This window comes from Marinobacter shunpengi, from assembly GCF_045449715.1.
In the GTDB taxonomy this organism is placed as follows: Bacteria; Pseudomonadota; Gammaproteobacteria; order Pseudomonadales; family Oleiphilaceae; genus Marinobacter.
Genome location: NZ_JBJJLA010000019.1, coordinates 172,485 through 187,517, shown reverse-complemented (window position 1 = coordinate 187,517; position 15,033 = coordinate 172,485). Strand labels below are relative to the sequence as shown.

The window sequence follows — 15,033 nt, the reverse complement described above, 5'->3', positions numbered from 1 at the left end:
CGGTATGTCCCGTGACACCGCGTTCAAGCTCGTCAATTTCCTCCTGTTCCAGGCGGGCTGGTTGGCGGGCGTGATCCTCACCAACCCCTGGGCAGTGGCCATTGCCGTGGCCATCGTAGCCTTCCACCTGGCGGTGGTGAGCGACCATGCCCGGGCCGAGGGACGCTTTATCCTGCTGGGGGTGGTCCTGGGCTCACTGCTCGACGGGCTCTGGTTCCGCACCGGCATCCTCCAGGACAGTGCCGGCAGCGCCTGGACGCCGCTCTGGCTCGTAGCCATCTGGGCCATGTTCATGACCACCCTGGCCCACTCCCTGGCCTGGATGCACCAGCGGACCTGGTTGCCACTAATATTCGCGCCGGTTGCCGGCCCAATGGCCTACTACGCCGCCAGCCGCCTGGGCGCCGTTGACATGCCGGACCCGGGCCTGACCCTGGCGGTCCTCGCACTGGGCTGGGGTGTCATCTTCCCGCTGTTGATGTCTATCCAGCGGCGGTACTTCAGGGAGACACTGATATGAAGCGTATTCTTGCAGCCGCCGGTGCCCTGGCGGTGATGATAGCCACCACCCATTCCCTGGCGGACGAAGCCCCCGGCCTGGCCTTCAAGGGCACGGCAACGGCCCCTGACAGTAACCGGGTCATCTATCAGGAATTCCATGAGGTTTCCGGCTCCTGTACGGATGGCTGGTGGCAGCCGGACCGGCAGGACGTCCGCTATGTCCGCCCCGATGACGACAAGGCATTTGCCACCAAGGCCCTGACCTACCCGAACAGCCTGCAGACCCCGGATGTGGATTTCCGCCAGCCTTCGTTCGGCGAACGTCTCGACATTGCCCGGAGGGGCGACACCATTGCCATAGATTGGTCCATCGAAGGGGAGAAAGGCGGAAGCTGGACCTTGAATCCGCGCCCCGATCAGGTGATCGATGCCGGATTCGACCATTTTATCCGCGCCAACTGGACCACCCTCACCACCGGCGATTCGGTGGCTTTCCGGTTCCTGGCTCCTACCCGGGGCGAGGCTTACGATTTCGTCGTCGAACCAGCACCGGAAACCATCGACGGCGCCGACCACAGCTTCCGCATCCGCCCGGAGGGCCTGATCATGCGTCTGGCGGTGGACCCCATCCGTCTTGGCTACAGGGACGACGGCCTCCTCACCCACTACCAGGGCCTGGGCAATATCCGACGCAACCAGGAGGAAAACTACCGGGTATCGATACGCTATCAGGTCACCGCCCGCCCCGGCTGCGCCCTGCTGCCCCGATCCTGACCGCCACCTTGGCGATTGTCGTGGCTATGGTAGACTTGCGCGAGCACTCCCCACGAATGGCAGAACCGAATCCATGAAAGTCGTTTCCTTTAACGTCAATAGCATACGAACACGACTGCATCAGCTACAGGCGGTTGTCGACCAGTTCAGCCCGGACATCATCGGTCTCCAGGAAACCAAGGTCAGCGACGAGCAGTTCCCCGTTGCCGAAGTGGAGGCCATGGGGTATCACGTCCATTTCCACGGCCAGAAGACCCACTACGGCGTCGCCCTGCTCTCCCGCCAGGAACCCGAGGACGTCCACAAGGGCTACCCCTGGGACAATGGGGAGGCCCAGCGGCGATTGATCCGTGGTCGCTTCACCATCAATGGCGAACCGCTGACCGTGATCAACGGGTACTTCCCCCAGGGCGAGAACCGGGACCATCCGGTCAAGTTCCCCACCAAGGAGAAGTTCTACCAGGACCTGATGCGCCTGGTGGATGAGCTGAAGGAACGGGGTGATCACCTGCTGGTGATGGGAGACATGAACATCTCCCCTACGGATCTGGACATTGGCATTGGCGCCGACAACGCCCGGCGCTGGTTGCGTACCGGCAAGTGCAGCTTCCTGCCGGAAGAGCGGGACTGGCTGTCAGCCGTGGAGAACCGGGGCCTGACGGATGTGTTCCGTCACCTGCATCCGGACGAGGACAACACCTTCAGCTGGTTTGACTACCGCAGCCGCGGTTTCGAGCGCGACCCAAGGCGCGGCCTGCGCATTGACCTGATCATGGCCAGCGAGGGGTTGCTGCCCAGGGCCAGTTCCGCCGGCGTCAGCTATGAAATACGGGGCATGGAAAGACCATCGGATCATTGCCCGGTCTGGGCGTGCTTTGATCTATAGTGTCCCTTGACACAAGAGTCCGAGGGCCAGGGAGAAGGCGGTGAAGGTAAAGACCCGTGACCGGATATTGTCCACCAGCCTGGCCCTGTTCAACGAGCTGGGCGAGCCCAACGTCACCACCCTGCTGATTTCCGATGAACTGGATATCAGCCCAGGCAACCTCTATTACCACTTCCGCAGCAAGTCAGATATTGTGGACGAGCTGTTCAGTCATTACCGCGGGGCCATGGACGACCTGCTGGCGATTCCGCCGGACGTGGACGTGGGGCTGGACCAGCTCGGCTTCTTCCTGCACCTGCTGTTCGAAACCCTGGAACACTACCGCTTCCTGTACCACGACCTGGTGAACATCCTGTCCCGTTACCCGGAACTGAAGAAGGCTTTCCGCCGGATACTGCAACGCAAGGAAAAGGGCTTCCATATTCTGTGCGGGAGTCTGACCCGGCAAGGGCTGATGTCCATAGGCCGGGACGCCCAGGATGCCCTGTGCGAGCAACTGACCCTCACTGTGTGCTACTGGGAAAGCTTCGACAGCCTGAAGCAACTGGGCAATCGTAATGGGATGGATCCCGCCCGGGGCGTCTACCAGGTGTTCTACCTGCTCATGCCCTACCTGAACAAGGAGACAGCCGACGAGTTACGGCTGCTGGCCGGAGACTACCGGCGGGACTGAGCGGAGCCTATTCTTCCTCGTCCCTGGCCACCAGGCTTCCACGCAGAGGAGCAGCATCCTTGCCGCCAGCATTCCTGATTTCGGACAGTTCCTGCTCCAGCTCCGCCACCCGCTGCTCCAGGGCTTCGATATCCTCCCGGCGGGGAATGCCCAGGCGCCGGAGAGCACCGGCCACACGCTCATCGAACAGGGTTTCCAGGCGGTCCCAGGTGCCGGTGGCCCGGTCACGGGCATCCTCCACCCGGTGTTCCACCGCCTTCACCTGGCGTTCCACCAGGCCACGGGTCCTGCTCTCCAGTTCCTCGCCTTCATTCACCAGTCGCTCGAAGAACCGGCCGGCATCCTCTTCCGCCTTGGTATAGGCGCCCAGGCCCGCCAGCCAGATCTGCCGCGCCGAGTCACGGATGCGTCCGGCCAGTTGCGGGTCTTCATCGGTCCTCGGGGCCGATGTCCGGGGTTCCCGGGAGGGACGTTTGCGGTCGGTCATAAACACGACTTCCTTCAGAGTGAATCCAATTGGATTAGTGTATTACATCCCTCCGCACAAATCAGTGACCATGCCGGTGCCAGTGGCGCCATACAGTTTAACTATAAGAGTGCTATTTATATTCAAAAACAGTTTGAAAGTAGCCAAGTCTTTCCTTGAACTGTTCAAAATATCGTCAATACTGAAACTGACCGGCATCCCTGCTGATGTCGGTTTGTCTGGAAGTCTTTCATGGATACTACTCGCACGCCTCTGCCCGGCCTTTGAGCCGGGCCTTTTTTTGTCTGACATGGTATGAAAGCCCTGACCAATCACTTCGATAGGCACTATTACCGGCGCCGCTGGCTGTGCTGCCCCATGGTTTTCTGTAGAATTCCTGTCACAGTCAAGCCCAGTGACCGTTGGTCCTGTCACCGGTATCAACCAGGAGACGAGTGCCCGTGAATATACGCAAGATTGATGACTCCATTTCCGTCGCGCCGCAGATAAGCCCGGACGACGTGGCCAACATCGCCCGGCTTGGGTTCCGCACCCTGGTGGCCAACCGTCCGGATCACGAGGAACCCGGCCAGCCCGCCATGGCGGAACTGGAACAGGCCGCCCGTGATCACGGCATCACCTGGGTCTACCTGCCCGTGGAGTCCGGCAATATCCTGGACGAGGACGTGGATGCCTTCGCCCCCATGTTCGAGCAGGCCGAGAAGCCGGTGCTGGCCTTCTGTCGCTCCGGTACCCGCTGCAGCGTGCTCTGGGCCCTGAGTTCCGCCCGCCATATGCCCCTTGAGCCGATCATCCAGCGGGCCGGCCAGGCCGGTTACGACCTGCGGGGCCTGATTCCGCGACTACAGCAACAGGCCGAGACCCACCAGAACTGATCCCGGCCTGCCGACGCGCCGTATAACCGGGCGCTGTCATGCCCTGAACCGACCAACACGTTTGCCGAGGACCACCAGCCCCATGAGCTTCAAGGGTGAGGAAGAATTCCGCCACAACCAGCCCTCACGGCTGGGTATACTCGTCACCAACCTGGGCACACCCGACGCCCCCACCACCAGTGCCCTTCGCCGATACCTGGGCGAGTTCCTGTGGGACCCACGGGTAGTGGAAGCACCCCGGCCGCTGTGGTGGCTGATCCTGCACGGTGTTATCCTCCGCATCCGGCCAGCGCGTTCTGCGGCGGCCTACCGCTCGGTCTGGCAGCCGGAGGGCTCTCCCCTGCTGGTTCACACCGCCAACCAGTGCGAAGGTATCCGCGCCGCCCTGCAGAAGAAGTACGGGGACAACCTGGTGGTGGGCTTTGCCATGCGCTACGGCAATCCCTCCATTGCCAGCGTGCTGGACCAGATGCAGCAGCAGGGGGTCCGCAAGCTGCTGGTGTTGCCGCTCTACCCCCAGTACTCGGCATCCACATCGGCGTCCACCTTCGATGCCATTGCGGCGGATTTCACCCGGCGGCGCTGGTTGCCGGACTTCCGGTTTGTCAGCCACTACCATGACTTCCCCCCCTACATCGAAGCCATGGCCCGACATATCGAGGAGCACTGGCGCCAGCATGGTCGTCAGGACCGACTGATCCTCTCGTACCACGGTATTCCCCGGAAGTACCTGGACCGGGGGGATCCCTACCATTGCGAGTGTCACAAGACCTCCCGCTTACTGGCGGAAAGGCTGGGGCTCTCCGCCGATGACTACATGACCACTTTCCAGTCCAGGTTCGGCCGGGAGGAATGGCTGAAACCCTACACCGACGAAACCATGAAATCCCTGCCGTCCCGGGGCGTGGGGTCCGTAGACGTATTCTGCCCCGGCTTCTCCGCCGATTGCCTGGAGACCATCGAGGAAATCAACGAGGAGAACCGGGAGTATTTCATGAAGGCCGGCGGCAAGGCCTTCGAGTACATTCCCGCCCTCAATGCCACCGAGGGACATATCGATGCCCTGGTCCAGTTGATCGAAAACAACCTGGAGGGCTGGGAACCTCCAGCCAATGACCCGGACGAACTGGATGCCCGCCAGCAACGTGCGGAGGCAGTCAGGAAACAGCTCGGGTGGTAAACTGAAACTGGAATCTCCCATAAGAGGAAGGGACTGTCGCCATGAAACTGAACTGCGACCTGGGCGAAAGCTTTGGCGCCTGGACCATGGGCCAGGATGAGGAGGTCATGCCCTACATCGACATGGCCAACATCGCCTGCGGCTTCCACGCGTCCGATCCCTCCATCATGGCTCGTACCGTTCGCCTGGCCCTCTCCCACAACGTCCAGATCGGCGCCCACCCCTCTTACCATGACCTGGTGGGCTTCGGCCGCCGCTCCATCCCCCACTCCGCCGAGGAGATCCGCCACCTGATCTGGTACCAGGTGGGCGCCTTGGAGGGGATCTGTCGCGCCGAGGGAGGCCGGGTCGAGTATATCAAGCCCCATGGCGCCCTCAACAACGACATGATGAAAGACCAGGACACCTTACGGGCCGTGATGGAGGCGGTTGCCGCCTATCAGGACGGGCTGCCCCTGATGGTCCCGGTATCCGTGCACGCCGCTGACCACGAGACCCTGGCGGAGCAGGTGGGCCTGCCCCTGATCTTCGAGGCCTTCGCCGACCGGGCCTATGACGATAACGGCAGACTGGTATCCCGCAAACAGCCCGGCGCGGTCCACGAGGATCCGGACACGATCCTGGCCCAGGCCATGACCCTGGCCAGCAACGGTGGCCTTCACAGCCTCTCCGGACAGTGGCTGGACCTGAAGGCCGACAGCCTTTGCGTGCACGGTGACAACGTCCATGCCCTGGCCGCCACCCGGGCTATCCGCAAGGCCCTTCACCGGGCCAGCACCGACACCTGACCCATGGTGACCGGTCCGGTTCCAGCGATCCAGGCGGTCTCCGAGGATGCGGTACTGGTTTCCTTCGGCGACACCATTGATCCCGCACTGACCGCCGTCATCCGGGTCTGGTGTGACGCCATACGAACCAGGCTGGGCGATATGCTCACCGATCTGGTTCCGTCCTATACCTCCATTACAGTCTACTACGATCCGGGGCTGGCCGACTTCCGGCGGATGATCCACCTCCTGCGCTCGATTCCCGACACCTTGCCAGCGAAACCGGAGGCCACCAGTGGCCGGCACATCGAATTGCCGGTCTGGTACCACCCGTCAGTGGGTCCTGACCTGGAAGCCCTTGCCATCGCCTGTGAGCTGACGGTGGATCAGGTTATCGAACGACACACCGCCGGCACCTATCAGGTCTACGCGCTGGGCTTCAGTCCGGGGTTCGGGTTTATGGGCCTGGTAGACCCCGGGATCGCGCAACCCAGGCTGGAACGACCGCGGGTGAAAGTACCCGCCGGCAGCGTCGGCATCGCCAACCGGCAAACCGCAGTCTATCCGTCATCGTCCCCCGGAGGCTGGCGGCTGATTGGCCGTTGCCCCACCCAACTGTTCAGTGAGGAAGACCTGGCCCTGTTGACCGTGGGAGACTCTGTGCGCTTCCGGCCCGTCGATCGGGAGACCTTCCTGTCCCTGGGCGGGGACGACACCCCCTTCAGGGAGGATTCGACGCCATGACAGGCCTGAGTATCGATCACGCCGGGCCACGAACCACGGTCCAGGACCTGGGGCGCCATGGCTATCAGCACCAGGGACTGTCGCCCGGCGGGGCCGCCGACCTGGCCTCCTACCGCTGGGCCAACCACCTGCTGGACAACCCGCCCAATGCGGCCTGCCTGGAAATCACCTTTGGCGGATTCACCGCCACCGCCCGTCAGCCATTACTGCTGGCAATCACCGGCGCCGACTGCGGGCCGACGATCAACGACCAGCCAGTGGGCCACTGGCGGGCCTTTACCATGGCGCCCGGGGACCGGCTCCGGCTGGACAGGCCACGGTCGGGCCTGCTCACCTATCTCGCGGTTGCCGGAGGCTGGCAGACCCGCATTTTCTGTGGCAGCCGCTCCGCCGTTGCCCGGGAGGGCCTGGCGAGACTGGGTCTGCTGGAGGACGGCGCCGACCTGCCGGTAATGGCGTCAGGCCCCATCACCGCCCCCGAACACTACCGGGCACGGGAGGTGCCCGCCAACCTGAGGCCGAACCTGACCGCCGATGCTCCACTGCGGGTGATGCCGGGCCCTGAACGGGACGCCTTTTCCCACACCGACCTGGCCCGCTTCATCCACGGGTGGTACACCATCGGCCAGCAGTCCGACCGTATGGGCTACCGGCTGGAGGGCCCCGCCCTGGAATCCCCGGGGGGCATCACCTCCCGTGGGGTCTGCCGTGGCACCATTCAGATCCCCGGGGACGGCAAGCCGATGGTGTTGCTCAACGATCGCCAGACCATTGGCGGTTATCCGGTACCGGGGATTATTCCGGCACTGGATTGCGGCAGGCTGGCCCAGAAACGTCCAGGGGAGCAGATCGAATTCCAGTGGTCGGACGTTGCCGACTGCCAGTCCGGGCGGATGCTGTTCGAACGGCTGCTGGCAACCAGCCAATGGCGGAACGACGGCACGCTGCACTGCCGCTGGACGGGCTGAGCCAATGGCGCAAATCGACTCAGCCCCCCGGATACAGGGCGCCCAACCAACGGTCAAAGCGTCCACGGGAAGCGGAAAATACCGTTATGGCCGGGCGTTGACACATCAGAACATTCCGGTATCATGCACGTCGCTGTCGCAATGGCAGTGACAATATGGATAAACGGTGGGCTGGCAGAGTGGCTGAATGCAGCGGTCTTGAAAACCGCCGAAGGTTAGTAGCCTTCCCGGGGTTCGAATCCCTGGCCCACCGCCATTTTTCTTTCCTTCTTTTTTAACGCTTCCCTCGAACACCTAACAGCAACTCAGTTCCCCAGATCGTATTCCAGCACCCGCTTCAGTTCGGAACGGTGTGGCTCGACGGCTTCCAGATCCGACGAAGGCACCTGCTCCATGCGCTCAAGCATCCCGGCGGTCCTGTCGATCATAGCCCGCATCTGCCGCTTCTGTTCCTCGGAGAACTGGGTGCTGTTGCTCACCTCCCTACGCATACCGACCAATCGTTCCTGCATCTCGGAGATGCTGTCTGCCATATCCAGTCGCGTCAGCGCCAACAGGGCCCGGTCCCCTGCCCGCCCCCAGGCCTGAGGGCTGTCAAAACCGTGTTCTTTCACCACCGCTTGCAGGGTGGCATAACCCTCCGAGCCTTCCATGAACGCGACCGCATCCGACAATAGCAGTGACCGTGGATCATCCTGTGCCTCCCGGCTCGCTTCCCAGGCTTCCATAAACTGGCCGGAGAAGGACTCATCCGTCTGCAGCTCCTCCATGGAAGCAATAAAACGGCTCACCGTATCCCCTGTCAGCGCCTGGGCATTCACTGCCACCGACAAGAAAAAACCGGTACAGAGTATCGCAATCCACCTCGTCACAAACGTTCCTCCCACTCTGAAGACTGTCGCCGAACCATCCAGGCCGCATCGCCCCGAAAGCTGCCACAACGGCATTCCGGCAACGTCAAGGGTATGCCATAACGGCCCCTGAGAACCGCCCATTCAAGCACAAAACAGCAATTAGTTGCGTTTCCTTTGCAGTGGTTTTCTTGCCTTATTATCAATGTTTTGCCAGTCTAAATAGGCGTTAATCAAAACTGCCACGGCTGGCTTCGGGTTTCTCGCGCCCGATATCCAGGCCCACTTAATACAATAATAAAGCCGGTCATACCCCAGCCGTGCCTCTTGAGGACGATGGAGAAGAAAGGCATGAACAAGAGCACAATGTTTCGAAAAGTCGTAGGAGCATCCTCCCTGACCCTGGCAACGGCCATCGCCGCCACCAGTGTCGCTAACGCCGCAACCTGGCGTTATGCCCACGAAGAATACGACGGAGACGTTCAGGACGTTTACGCCGAACACTTCAAGGATTATGTCGAAGAGAATTCCGATCACACCATCCAGATCTTCGAGTTCGGACAGCTGGGTGAGTCTGACGACATCATGGAGCAGACCCAGAACGGCATCCTGCAGTTCGTCAACCAGTCCCCCGGGTTTACCGGTTCGCTGATTCCCGAAGCGCAGATCTTCTTCATTCCGTATCTGATGCCCACGGACATGGAGACCGTTGTTGAGTTCTTCCGCACCAGTGAGGCCATCAACGAGGACTTTCCCGAGCTCTATTCGGAACAGGGCCTGGAACTGCTGAAGATGTACCCCGAAGGGGAGATGGTCATCACCCTGGACGAGCAGGCCACGTCACCCGAAGATCTGCAGAACAAGAAGATCCGCGTCATGACCAACCCGCTGCTGTCGGCCACCTACGAGGCGTTCGGTGCCACCCCGACACCGCTGCCCTGGGGTGAGGTGTACGGCGCCCTGCAGACCAATATGATCGACGGTCAGGAGAACCCCATCTTCTGGATTGAGTCCGGCGGCCTGTATGAAGTATCCCCCAACCTGATCTTTACCGGTCACGGCTGGTTCACCACCGCCATCATGGCCAACCAGGATTTCTATGAGGGCCTGTCCGAGGAAGACCAGAAACTGGTTCAGGAAGCAGCGGACTATGCGTTCGACAAGATCATCACTCATATCGACGGTCTGGCGGACGAATCCCTTGCGAAGATCCAGGAAGCCAGCGATGACGTGACCGTCACCAAACTGAACGACGAGCAGATCGAAGCCTTCCGCAAGCGTGCGCCGCAGGTAGAGGAAACCTTTATCGAAATGACCGGCGAAAGAGGCAAGGAACTGCTTGAGCAATTCAAGGAAGACCTGGAAGAGGTCCAGAGCAACTGATCCTTGAGCCGCCCCGGGGTAGTGCCCCGGGGCTGGCTTTTCTTCTGGATTTAAAACGGAGTTCTCACCATGACCAATTCAGCCACTGAACCGGACGAAGCGGAAGGCTACAAATCCGGCCTGCCTGGCCCACTGGGCGTTGTCGACCTGATAATAGCCAAGATAGAGGCCGTGATGCTCGCCATCGGGGTGCTATTGATGGCCCTTAATACCTGTATCAACGTCGTTGCCCGGTTTGCCTTCGGAGAGGGGTTGTTTTTCTCCGGTGAGATCAACCGCATCCTGATCATACTGATTACCTTTGCCGGCCTCGGTTATGCCGCCCGCCACGGGCGTCACATACGTATGTCGGCCATCTACGACACATTGCCCGCCAAGGGCCGCAAGATCCTGATGATTGTCATCGCCCTGTTTACCTCCATGGTGATGTTCTTTCTCTGCTACTACTCGGTGGAGTACATCCTTAACCTGTATGACCGTGGTCGCGTCCTGCCTGCCCTTGGGATCCCCATCTGGATCATCTATGTATGGGTTCCCATAGGCTTTGCCATCACGGGCGTGCAGTACGTTCTGACCGCCATCAAGAACCTTGTGTCCAAGGACGTCTACCTGTCGACGTCGGTGCTCGACGGCTACGCCGATACTGAAACCGAAGTCTGACCACCGCAAGAGCAAGAAAAAAGGAATCACACATGGCAACGTTACTACTGGTGATCATGATCGTGCTGCTCCTGCTGGGCTTCCCGATGATGATTCCCCTGCTGACCGCGGCACTGGTCGGCTTCTACGAAATGTTCAATGGTTTTGGCCAGATGACCACCCTGGTCCAGCAGATGATGGGCGGCATCCGGCCTGCCTCCCTGATCGCCGTACCCATGTTTATCCTGGCGGCGGACATCATGACGCGCGGCCACTCGGCGGACCGGCTGATCGCCATGGTCATGTCCTTCATTGGTCATGTGAAAGGCGGCCTGGCCATCAGCACGGCAACCTCCTGCACCCTGTTCGGCGCTGTCTCCGGCTCCACCCAGGCCACCGTGGTGGCCATCGGCTCGCCCCTGCGACCCAAGATGCTCAAGGCCGGCTACTCGGACTCCTTTACACTGGCCCTGATCATCAACGCCAGTGATATTGCGTTCCTGATCCCCCCGAGTATCGGCATGATTATTTACGGGGTTATTTCAGAAACCTCCATTGCCGAACTGTTCATTGCCGGTATCGGCCCGGGCATCATGATCCTTGTGATGTTCTCTGCCTACTGTCTGTTCTATGCCATCCGCAACAAGGTGCCCACTGAAGATAAGTCAAGCTGGGGCGACAGGGCCCGCTCCGTACGGGAGGCCCTCTGGCCACTGTTCTTCCCGGTGATTATCGTGGGTGGTATCTATGGCGGTATCTTCAGTCCCACCGAGGCGGCAGCGGTCTGTGTGCTCTACGCCCTGCTATTGGAATTCGTGATCTTCCGCTCTCTCAAGACCATCGATATCTACCGCATCGCCAAGTCCACCGGCCTGATTACCGCCGTGGTCTTTATCCTGGTGGCCGCCGGTAACGGCTTCTCCTATATCATCTCGTTCGCCCAGATTCCACAGGCCATTCTGGCAGCGGTTGGTGTCAACGAAGCCGGTCCCGTGGGCGTACTGATCGCAATCTGCGTGTCGTTCTTTATTGCCTGTATGTTTGTGGATCCTATCGTGGTGATCCTGGTGCTGACGCCCATCTTCGCACCGGCCATCCAGGCCACCGGGCTCGATCCGGTACTGGTGGGTGTGCTGATAACGCTGCAGGTGGCTATTGGCTCCGCCACACCGCCTTTCGGCTGCGATATTTTCACGGCCATCGCGATTTTCAAACGCCCCTACTGGGAAGTTATCCGAGGGACGCCACCGTTTGTCATCATGCTCATAGCAGCGGCAGGCCTGATCATTGCCTTCCCGCAAATCGCGCTGTTCCTACGGGACGTGGCATTCCGCTGATCAAAAAGCGCTGGTTTGCGCTGAGGAGGTGATCATGTTTCGACGAATCCTGGTAGCCGTGGACGGCTCCAAGCCGGCACTGGATGCGGTTGAGAAGGCGGTGGAGTTCCAGAAACTGACCGGCGCCGAGCTGTACCTGATCTGCGTCTACAAACACCACAGCCTGTTTGAGGCGTCACTGTCCATGGTGCGCCCGCAGGAGCTTCAGATTCCGGATGAGGCCCTGTCCGAGTACGCCAGGGATGTGGTTGAGTATGCCAAGCAGTATGCCATACAGGCGGGCGCGCCGAGCGTCCGCGGCTTCGTCAAGGGCGGCAGGCCATCCAAGACCATCGTCAAGTTTGCCAAACAGCATGATGTGGACCTGATTGTGGTGGGTTCCCGTGGTACCCATAGCGACAAGGATGGCATGATACTGGGCAGTGTCTCCCAGCGGGTGGCCAGCATGGCCAGGTGCCCCACCCTGGTGGTCTGACCTATTGATAAACTGGCCGCCTGCCCCCATTATCAGTTTGAAAATGAGGACAGACGACAACTCACAAAAATCAGGCAGATGTCATGAAACCATTTCCGCTGTGAAATGTCTCAATGGCATAATGTTGAGGATTGAAAGTTAAGCACCGACCATTACTATGGCGGTACGGATGTAACACCGATCGATCAGATGACGGAGATGAACATGGATAACAGGCGTTTTAACGTCAACCAGAATCAGGGTACCTACGCGGCCACCCGTGCCGGTGCTGGTACCGGAATCAGCACCGATGCCATGAAGGTGCTACGTAACACCTACATGCTGCTGGCCATGACGCTTGTATTCAGTGCGGTCATGGCGGGCGTGGCCATGGCGCTCAACCTGAGCCATGGCATCGGCCTGATGTGCTCCCTCGGCGCCCTGGCGCTGATCTGGCTGGTACTTCCCCGTACCGCCAACAGCCCCGCCGGCATCGGTGTGGTATTCGCCTTTACCGGTCTGCTGGGCATTTCTCTTGGGCCGCTACTGTCCCACTACCTGGCCATGTCCAATGGCGGCACCGTCGTGATGCAGGCCCTGGGCGGCACGGCCCTGGTGTTCTTTGCCCTGTCCGGCTACGTGCTGACCACCAAGAAGGACTTCTCCTTCATGCGCAGCTTCCTGGTCGCAGGCATGGTTGTGGTGATCGCTGCCATGCTGGGTGGCCTGGTCGCCAGCCTGTTTGGCGTTGATATCAGCATGTTCAGCCTCGCCCTGAGCGCGGCCATCGTGCTGCTGATGTCCGGCTTCATCCTGTACGACACCAGTCGTATCGTGAACGGCGGCGAAACCAACTACGTGATGGCGACGGTTGGGTTGTACCTCAGCATCTACAACCTGTTCGTGTCCCTGCTCCACCTCCTTGGGGCATTCAACGAATAAACGCTCCGGCGCCATTATTCGTACGCTTAAGGGCCCCGCAACGCGGGGCCTTTTTCGTCAGCCCGGCCGAAATCCTGCTACCAGCCGCTTTATGGCACAATAACGCCCATGGATCCCAGGAGACACACCATGCCCCACACCGAGGAACACCAGGCACCCGGCTATACCCTGGTCGTGACCGGTGCCCCGTATAGCAGCCAGGCCCCGGCAACGGCGCTCGCCTTCTGTCAGGCCCTGCTCGACACTGGCCATACCTGTGACCGCCTGTTCCTCTATGGTGATGGGGTGTACCTTGCATCCGCCCTGAATACCCCACCATCGGACGAAACCGACTGGACCGCCGAGTGGCAGGCCCTGCTGGCGCAACACCGGATTCCTGCCGTGGCCTGCATAGCCTCCTGTTTGCGCCGGGGCCTGCTGGATGAGCAGGAAGCCTCCCGGTATGAGCGGCCGGCCTCCAACCTGGCCAGCGGCTTCTCTATCGCCGGCCTTGGGGAATGGGTGGAGGCCCAGACCTCATCCGATCGCGTTATCTATTTTCACGGAGGCGTCTGAGATGGACGATACGCTGCTGATGGTGATCGACCGGGCACCCTACGGCGACTGGCATGGCCGCGAGACGCTGGACATGGCTTTCTCCCTGGCTGCCTTTGACCGACCGGTGGCTCTGCTGTTTCGCGGTGAAGGGGTTAACTGGCTGCGCCCTGGCCAGGACGGTGATGCGATCCGGCAGAAGACCGTGAGCCGCAACCTGGGAGCGGCCAGGATGTTCGGGGTGTCGGAGCTCTATGCCGACGCCTCCGCCATGGCCCGTTTCGACCTCAACGAGCCGACCCCGGAGGCCGTGTCCGTCACCCCGGATACAGCCTTCTACCGGCAGTTCCTTCAGGTAGTGCAGTTATGAGCAACCAGACCGAGAACACGCCCACGCTCCATATCCTCAACAAGACACCGGGACATCCCCGATTTACCGCCTGTTTCGTGGGTATGGCTGAGGGGGACCTGTTGCTGCTGACCGAAAATGCCGTGCTCGCCCTGGTGGACGACAATATCCGACTACCGGAATCAACCCAGGCGCTCGCCGCCGATTGCGAGGCCCGGGGCGTTGGCGGTGGCATACCGCTGGTAGACTACCGGGGCATGGTCCAACTCACCGACCGTTTCTCACGTATTATCAGCTGGTAGGGGGCATCCGTGGCACTACCCGAACGAAACAATGAAGGTTTCCTGGAGGACGCCTGGCGATGGGACGAAGCGGTGGCCAGGGCCATCGCTGATGAATCCGGTATTGAGCTAACGGAGAAACACTGGGAAATCATATGGTTGCTGAGGGATTTTTACAGGGAACATGAAATGGCGCCCCCTTCCAACCGGCTGTTCGTCAAGGCGGTTCGGGAAACCCTGGGAGAAGACCGGGGCAACAGCATCTACCTGATGCAGCTCTTCTCCGGCGCCCCGGCCAAGACCGCCTGCCGTATTGCCGGGCTGCCCCGCCCCACCAACTGCCTGTAGGCCATAAAAAACCCCACAGCCCGAAAACTGTAGGGTCATGGTACCGCCAGCTATCAGCCC

General features: G+C 60.7%; 20 protein-coding genes and 1 tRNA gene. 19 read left to right on the top strand and 2 right to left on the bottom strand.

Annotated elements, in window-relative coordinates; genetic code table 11:
* Positions 1–4 precede the first annotated feature (4 nt).
* The 4 genes from ACJO3T_RS14355 to ACJO3T_RS14340 all read left to right on the top strand — a co-directional run bounded on the left by ACJO3T_RS14355 (position 5) and on the right by ACJO3T_RS14340 (position 2,834).
* Complete coding sequence (locus tag ACJO3T_RS14355; protein WP_406963274.1) at positions 5–520, top strand: DUF2878 domain-containing protein; 516 nt, start codon at positions 5–7, stop codon at positions 518–520.
* On the top strand, positions 517–1,275 hold the full coding sequence (locus tag ACJO3T_RS14350) for a hypothetical protein (protein WP_406978883.1): 759 nt from the start codon (positions 517–519) through the stop codon (positions 1,273–1,275). The genes ACJO3T_RS14355 and ACJO3T_RS14350 overlap by 4 nt, the downstream gene beginning before the upstream one ends.
* A 73-nt stretch (positions 1,276–1,348) precedes the next feature.
* On the top strand, positions 1,349–2,161 hold the full coding sequence (gene xthA / locus ACJO3T_RS14345; protein ID WP_406978882.1) for an exodeoxyribonuclease III: 813 nt from the start codon (positions 1,349–1,351) through the stop codon (positions 2,159–2,161).
* Positions 2,162–2,201: 40 nt separating this feature from the next.
* Positions 2,202–2,834: a TetR/AcrR family transcriptional regulator gene (locus tag ACJO3T_RS14340; RefSeq protein WP_406978880.1), complete on the top strand. Its 633-nt coding sequence runs from the start codon at positions 2,202–2,204 to the stop codon at positions 2,832–2,834.
* A gap of 7 nt (positions 2,835–2,841) precedes the next feature.
* Here the strand turns inward: ACJO3T_RS14340 and ACJO3T_RS14335 are convergent, their stop codons facing one another.
* Positions 2,842–3,321, bottom strand: a complete 480-nt coding sequence (locus ACJO3T_RS14335; RefSeq protein WP_406978879.1) for a phasin family protein — start codon at positions 3,319–3,321, stop codon at positions 2,842–2,844.
* Positions 3,322–3,761: 440 nt separating this feature from the next.
* Here ACJO3T_RS14335 and ACJO3T_RS14330 point away from each other — a divergent pair, with 440 nt between their 5' ends.
* The 6 genes from ACJO3T_RS14330 (at position 3,762) to ACJO3T_RS14305 (ending at position 8,111) form a co-directional block, all read left to right on the top strand.
* Complete coding sequence (locus ACJO3T_RS14330) at positions 3,762–4,196, top strand: protein tyrosine phosphatase family protein (protein WP_406963279.1); 435 nt, start codon at positions 3,762–3,764, stop codon at positions 4,194–4,196.
* Positions 4,197–4,278: 82 nt separating this feature from the next.
* On the top strand, positions 4,279–5,376 hold the full coding sequence (gene hemH / locus ACJO3T_RS14325) for a ferrochelatase (RefSeq protein WP_406963280.1): 1,098 nt from the start codon (positions 4,279–4,281) through the stop codon (positions 5,374–5,376).
* Positions 5,377–5,417: 41 nt separating this feature from the next.
* On the top strand, positions 5,418–6,164 hold the full coding sequence (locus ACJO3T_RS14320) for a 5-oxoprolinase subunit PxpA (RefSeq protein WP_406978877.1): 747 nt from the start codon (positions 5,418–5,420) through the stop codon (positions 6,162–6,164).
* 3 nt (positions 6,165–6,167) lie between these two features.
* Positions 6,168–6,887: a 5-oxoprolinase subunit PxpB gene (gene pxpB / locus ACJO3T_RS14315; protein ID WP_406978876.1), complete on the top strand. Its 720-nt coding sequence runs from the start codon at positions 6,168–6,170 to the stop codon at positions 6,885–6,887.
* Positions 6,884–7,855, top strand: coding sequence for a 5-oxoprolinase subunit C family protein (locus ACJO3T_RS14310; RefSeq protein ID WP_406963283.1), 972 nt, complete (start codon positions 6,884–6,886; stop codon positions 7,853–7,855). The genes pxpB and ACJO3T_RS14310 overlap by 4 nt, the downstream gene beginning before the upstream one ends.
* Positions 7,856–8,020: 165 nt before the next feature.
* A tRNA-Ser gene (locus tag ACJO3T_RS14305) sits at positions 8,021–8,111 on the top strand.
* Between the two features lie 49 nt (positions 8,112–8,160).
* On the opposite strand, the gene ACJO3T_RS14300 is transcribed toward ACJO3T_RS14305, so the two are convergent.
* On the bottom strand, positions 8,161–8,727 hold the full coding sequence (locus ACJO3T_RS14300) for a hypothetical protein (protein WP_406978874.1): 567 nt from the start codon (positions 8,725–8,727) through the stop codon (positions 8,161–8,163).
* Between the two features lie 330 nt (positions 8,728–9,057).
* Between ACJO3T_RS14300 and ACJO3T_RS14295 the strand changes: the two genes are divergently transcribed.
* The 9 genes from ACJO3T_RS14295 (at position 9,058) to ACJO3T_RS14255 (ending at position 14,973) form a co-directional block, all read left to right on the top strand.
* Positions 9,058–10,089 carry a TRAP transporter substrate-binding protein gene (locus ACJO3T_RS14295; protein WP_406963285.1) on the top strand — a complete coding sequence of 344 codons (1,032 nt, stop codon included), beginning with the start codon at positions 9,058–9,060 and terminating at the stop codon, positions 10,087–10,089.
* A 69-nt stretch (positions 10,090–10,158) separates the two neighbouring features.
* Positions 10,159–10,749, top strand: coding sequence for a TRAP transporter small permease (locus tag ACJO3T_RS14290; protein WP_406963286.1), 591 nt, complete (start codon positions 10,159–10,161; stop codon positions 10,747–10,749).
* 32 nt (positions 10,750–10,781) lie between these two features.
* Positions 10,782–12,065: a TRAP transporter large permease gene (locus tag ACJO3T_RS14285; protein WP_406963287.1), complete on the top strand. Its 1,284-nt coding sequence runs from the start codon at positions 10,782–10,784 to the stop codon at positions 12,063–12,065.
* 34 nt (positions 12,066–12,099) lie between these two features.
* On the top strand, positions 12,100–12,540 hold the full coding sequence (locus ACJO3T_RS14280; RefSeq protein WP_328189926.1) for a universal stress protein: 441 nt from the start codon (positions 12,100–12,102) through the stop codon (positions 12,538–12,540).
* A 204-nt stretch (positions 12,541–12,744) separates the two neighbouring features.
* Positions 12,745–13,461 (top strand): Bax inhibitor-1/YccA family protein, encoded by a 717-nt coding sequence (locus ACJO3T_RS14275; RefSeq protein WP_406963288.1) that lies wholly within the window; start codon positions 12,745–12,747, stop codon positions 13,459–13,461.
* Positions 13,462–13,590: 129 nt separating this feature from the next.
* Entirely contained in the window at positions 13,591–14,016 is a 426-nt protein-coding gene (tusD, locus tag ACJO3T_RS14270) for a sulfurtransferase complex subunit TusD (protein WP_406978873.1), read from the top strand.
* Position 14,017: 1 nt separating this feature from the next.
* Positions 14,018–14,365 (top strand): DsrE family protein, encoded by a 348-nt coding sequence (locus tag ACJO3T_RS14265; RefSeq protein ID WP_406963290.1) that lies wholly within the window; start codon positions 14,018–14,020, stop codon positions 14,363–14,365.
* Positions 14,362–14,646 (top strand): DsrH/TusB family sulfur relay protein, encoded by a 285-nt coding sequence (locus ACJO3T_RS14260; protein WP_406963291.1) that lies wholly within the window; start codon positions 14,362–14,364, stop codon positions 14,644–14,646. Before ACJO3T_RS14265 ends, ACJO3T_RS14260 begins: the two co-directional genes overlap by 4 nt.
* Before the next feature lie 9 nt (positions 14,647–14,655).
* Positions 14,656–14,973 (top strand): TusE/DsrC/DsvC family sulfur relay protein, encoded by a 318-nt coding sequence (locus tag ACJO3T_RS14255; RefSeq protein WP_406963292.1) that lies wholly within the window; start codon positions 14,656–14,658, stop codon positions 14,971–14,973.
* Positions 14,974–15,033 lie beyond the last annotated feature (60 nt).

What these genes read in the sequence shown, in the direction of transcription:
- ACJO3T_RS14335 (WP_406978879.1), bottom strand. Translation starts at nt 3,321, where the DNA reads ATGACCGACCGCAAACGTCCCTCCCGGGAACCCCGGACATCGGCCCCG.
- ACJO3T_RS14285 (WP_406963287.1), top strand. Translation starts at nt 10,782, where the DNA reads ATGGCAACGTTACTACTGGTGATCATGATCGTGCTGCTCCTGCTGGGC.
- pxpB (WP_406978876.1), top strand. Translation starts at nt 6,168, where the DNA reads ATGGTGACCGGTCCGGTTCCAGCGATCCAGGCGGTCTCCGAGGATGCG.
- tusD (WP_406978873.1), top strand. Translation starts at nt 13,591, where the DNA reads ATGCCCCACACCGAGGAACACCAGGCACCCGGCTATACCCTGGTCGTG.
- ACJO3T_RS14320 (WP_406978877.1), top strand. Translation starts at nt 5,418, where the DNA reads ATGAAACTGAACTGCGACCTGGGCGAAAGCTTTGGCGCCTGGACCATG.
- hemH (WP_406963280.1), top strand. Translation starts at nt 4,279, where the DNA reads ATGAGCTTCAAGGGTGAGGAAGAATTCCGCCACAACCAGCCCTCACGG.
- xthA (WP_406978882.1), top strand. Translation starts at nt 1,349, where the DNA reads ATGAAAGTCGTTTCCTTTAACGTCAATAGCATACGAACACGACTGCAT.
- ACJO3T_RS14355 (WP_406963274.1), top strand. Translation starts at nt 5, where the DNA reads ATGTCCCGTGACACCGCGTTCAAGCTCGTCAATTTCCTCCTGTTCCAG.
- ACJO3T_RS14275 (WP_406963288.1), top strand. Translation starts at nt 12,745, where the DNA reads ATGGATAACAGGCGTTTTAACGTCAACCAGAATCAGGGTACCTACGCG.
- ACJO3T_RS14350 (WP_406978883.1), top strand. Translation starts at nt 517, where the DNA reads ATGAAGCGTATTCTTGCAGCCGCCGGTGCCCTGGCGGTGATGATAGCC.
- ACJO3T_RS14290 (WP_406963286.1), top strand. Translation starts at nt 10,159, where the DNA reads ATGACCAATTCAGCCACTGAACCGGACGAAGCGGAAGGCTACAAATCC.
- ACJO3T_RS14265 (WP_406963290.1), top strand. Translation starts at nt 14,018, where the DNA reads ATGGACGATACGCTGCTGATGGTGATCGACCGGGCACCCTACGGCGAC.
- ACJO3T_RS14280 (WP_328189926.1), top strand. Translation starts at nt 12,100, where the DNA reads ATGTTTCGACGAATCCTGGTAGCCGTGGACGGCTCCAAGCCGGCACTG.
- ACJO3T_RS14295 (WP_406963285.1), top strand. Translation starts at nt 9,058, where the DNA reads ATGAACAAGAGCACAATGTTTCGAAAAGTCGTAGGAGCATCCTCCCTG.
- ACJO3T_RS14260 (WP_406963291.1), top strand. Translation starts at nt 14,362, where the DNA reads ATGAGCAACCAGACCGAGAACACGCCCACGCTCCATATCCTCAACAAG.
- ACJO3T_RS14310 (WP_406963283.1), top strand. Translation starts at nt 6,884, where the DNA reads ATGACAGGCCTGAGTATCGATCACGCCGGGCCACGAACCACGGTCCAG.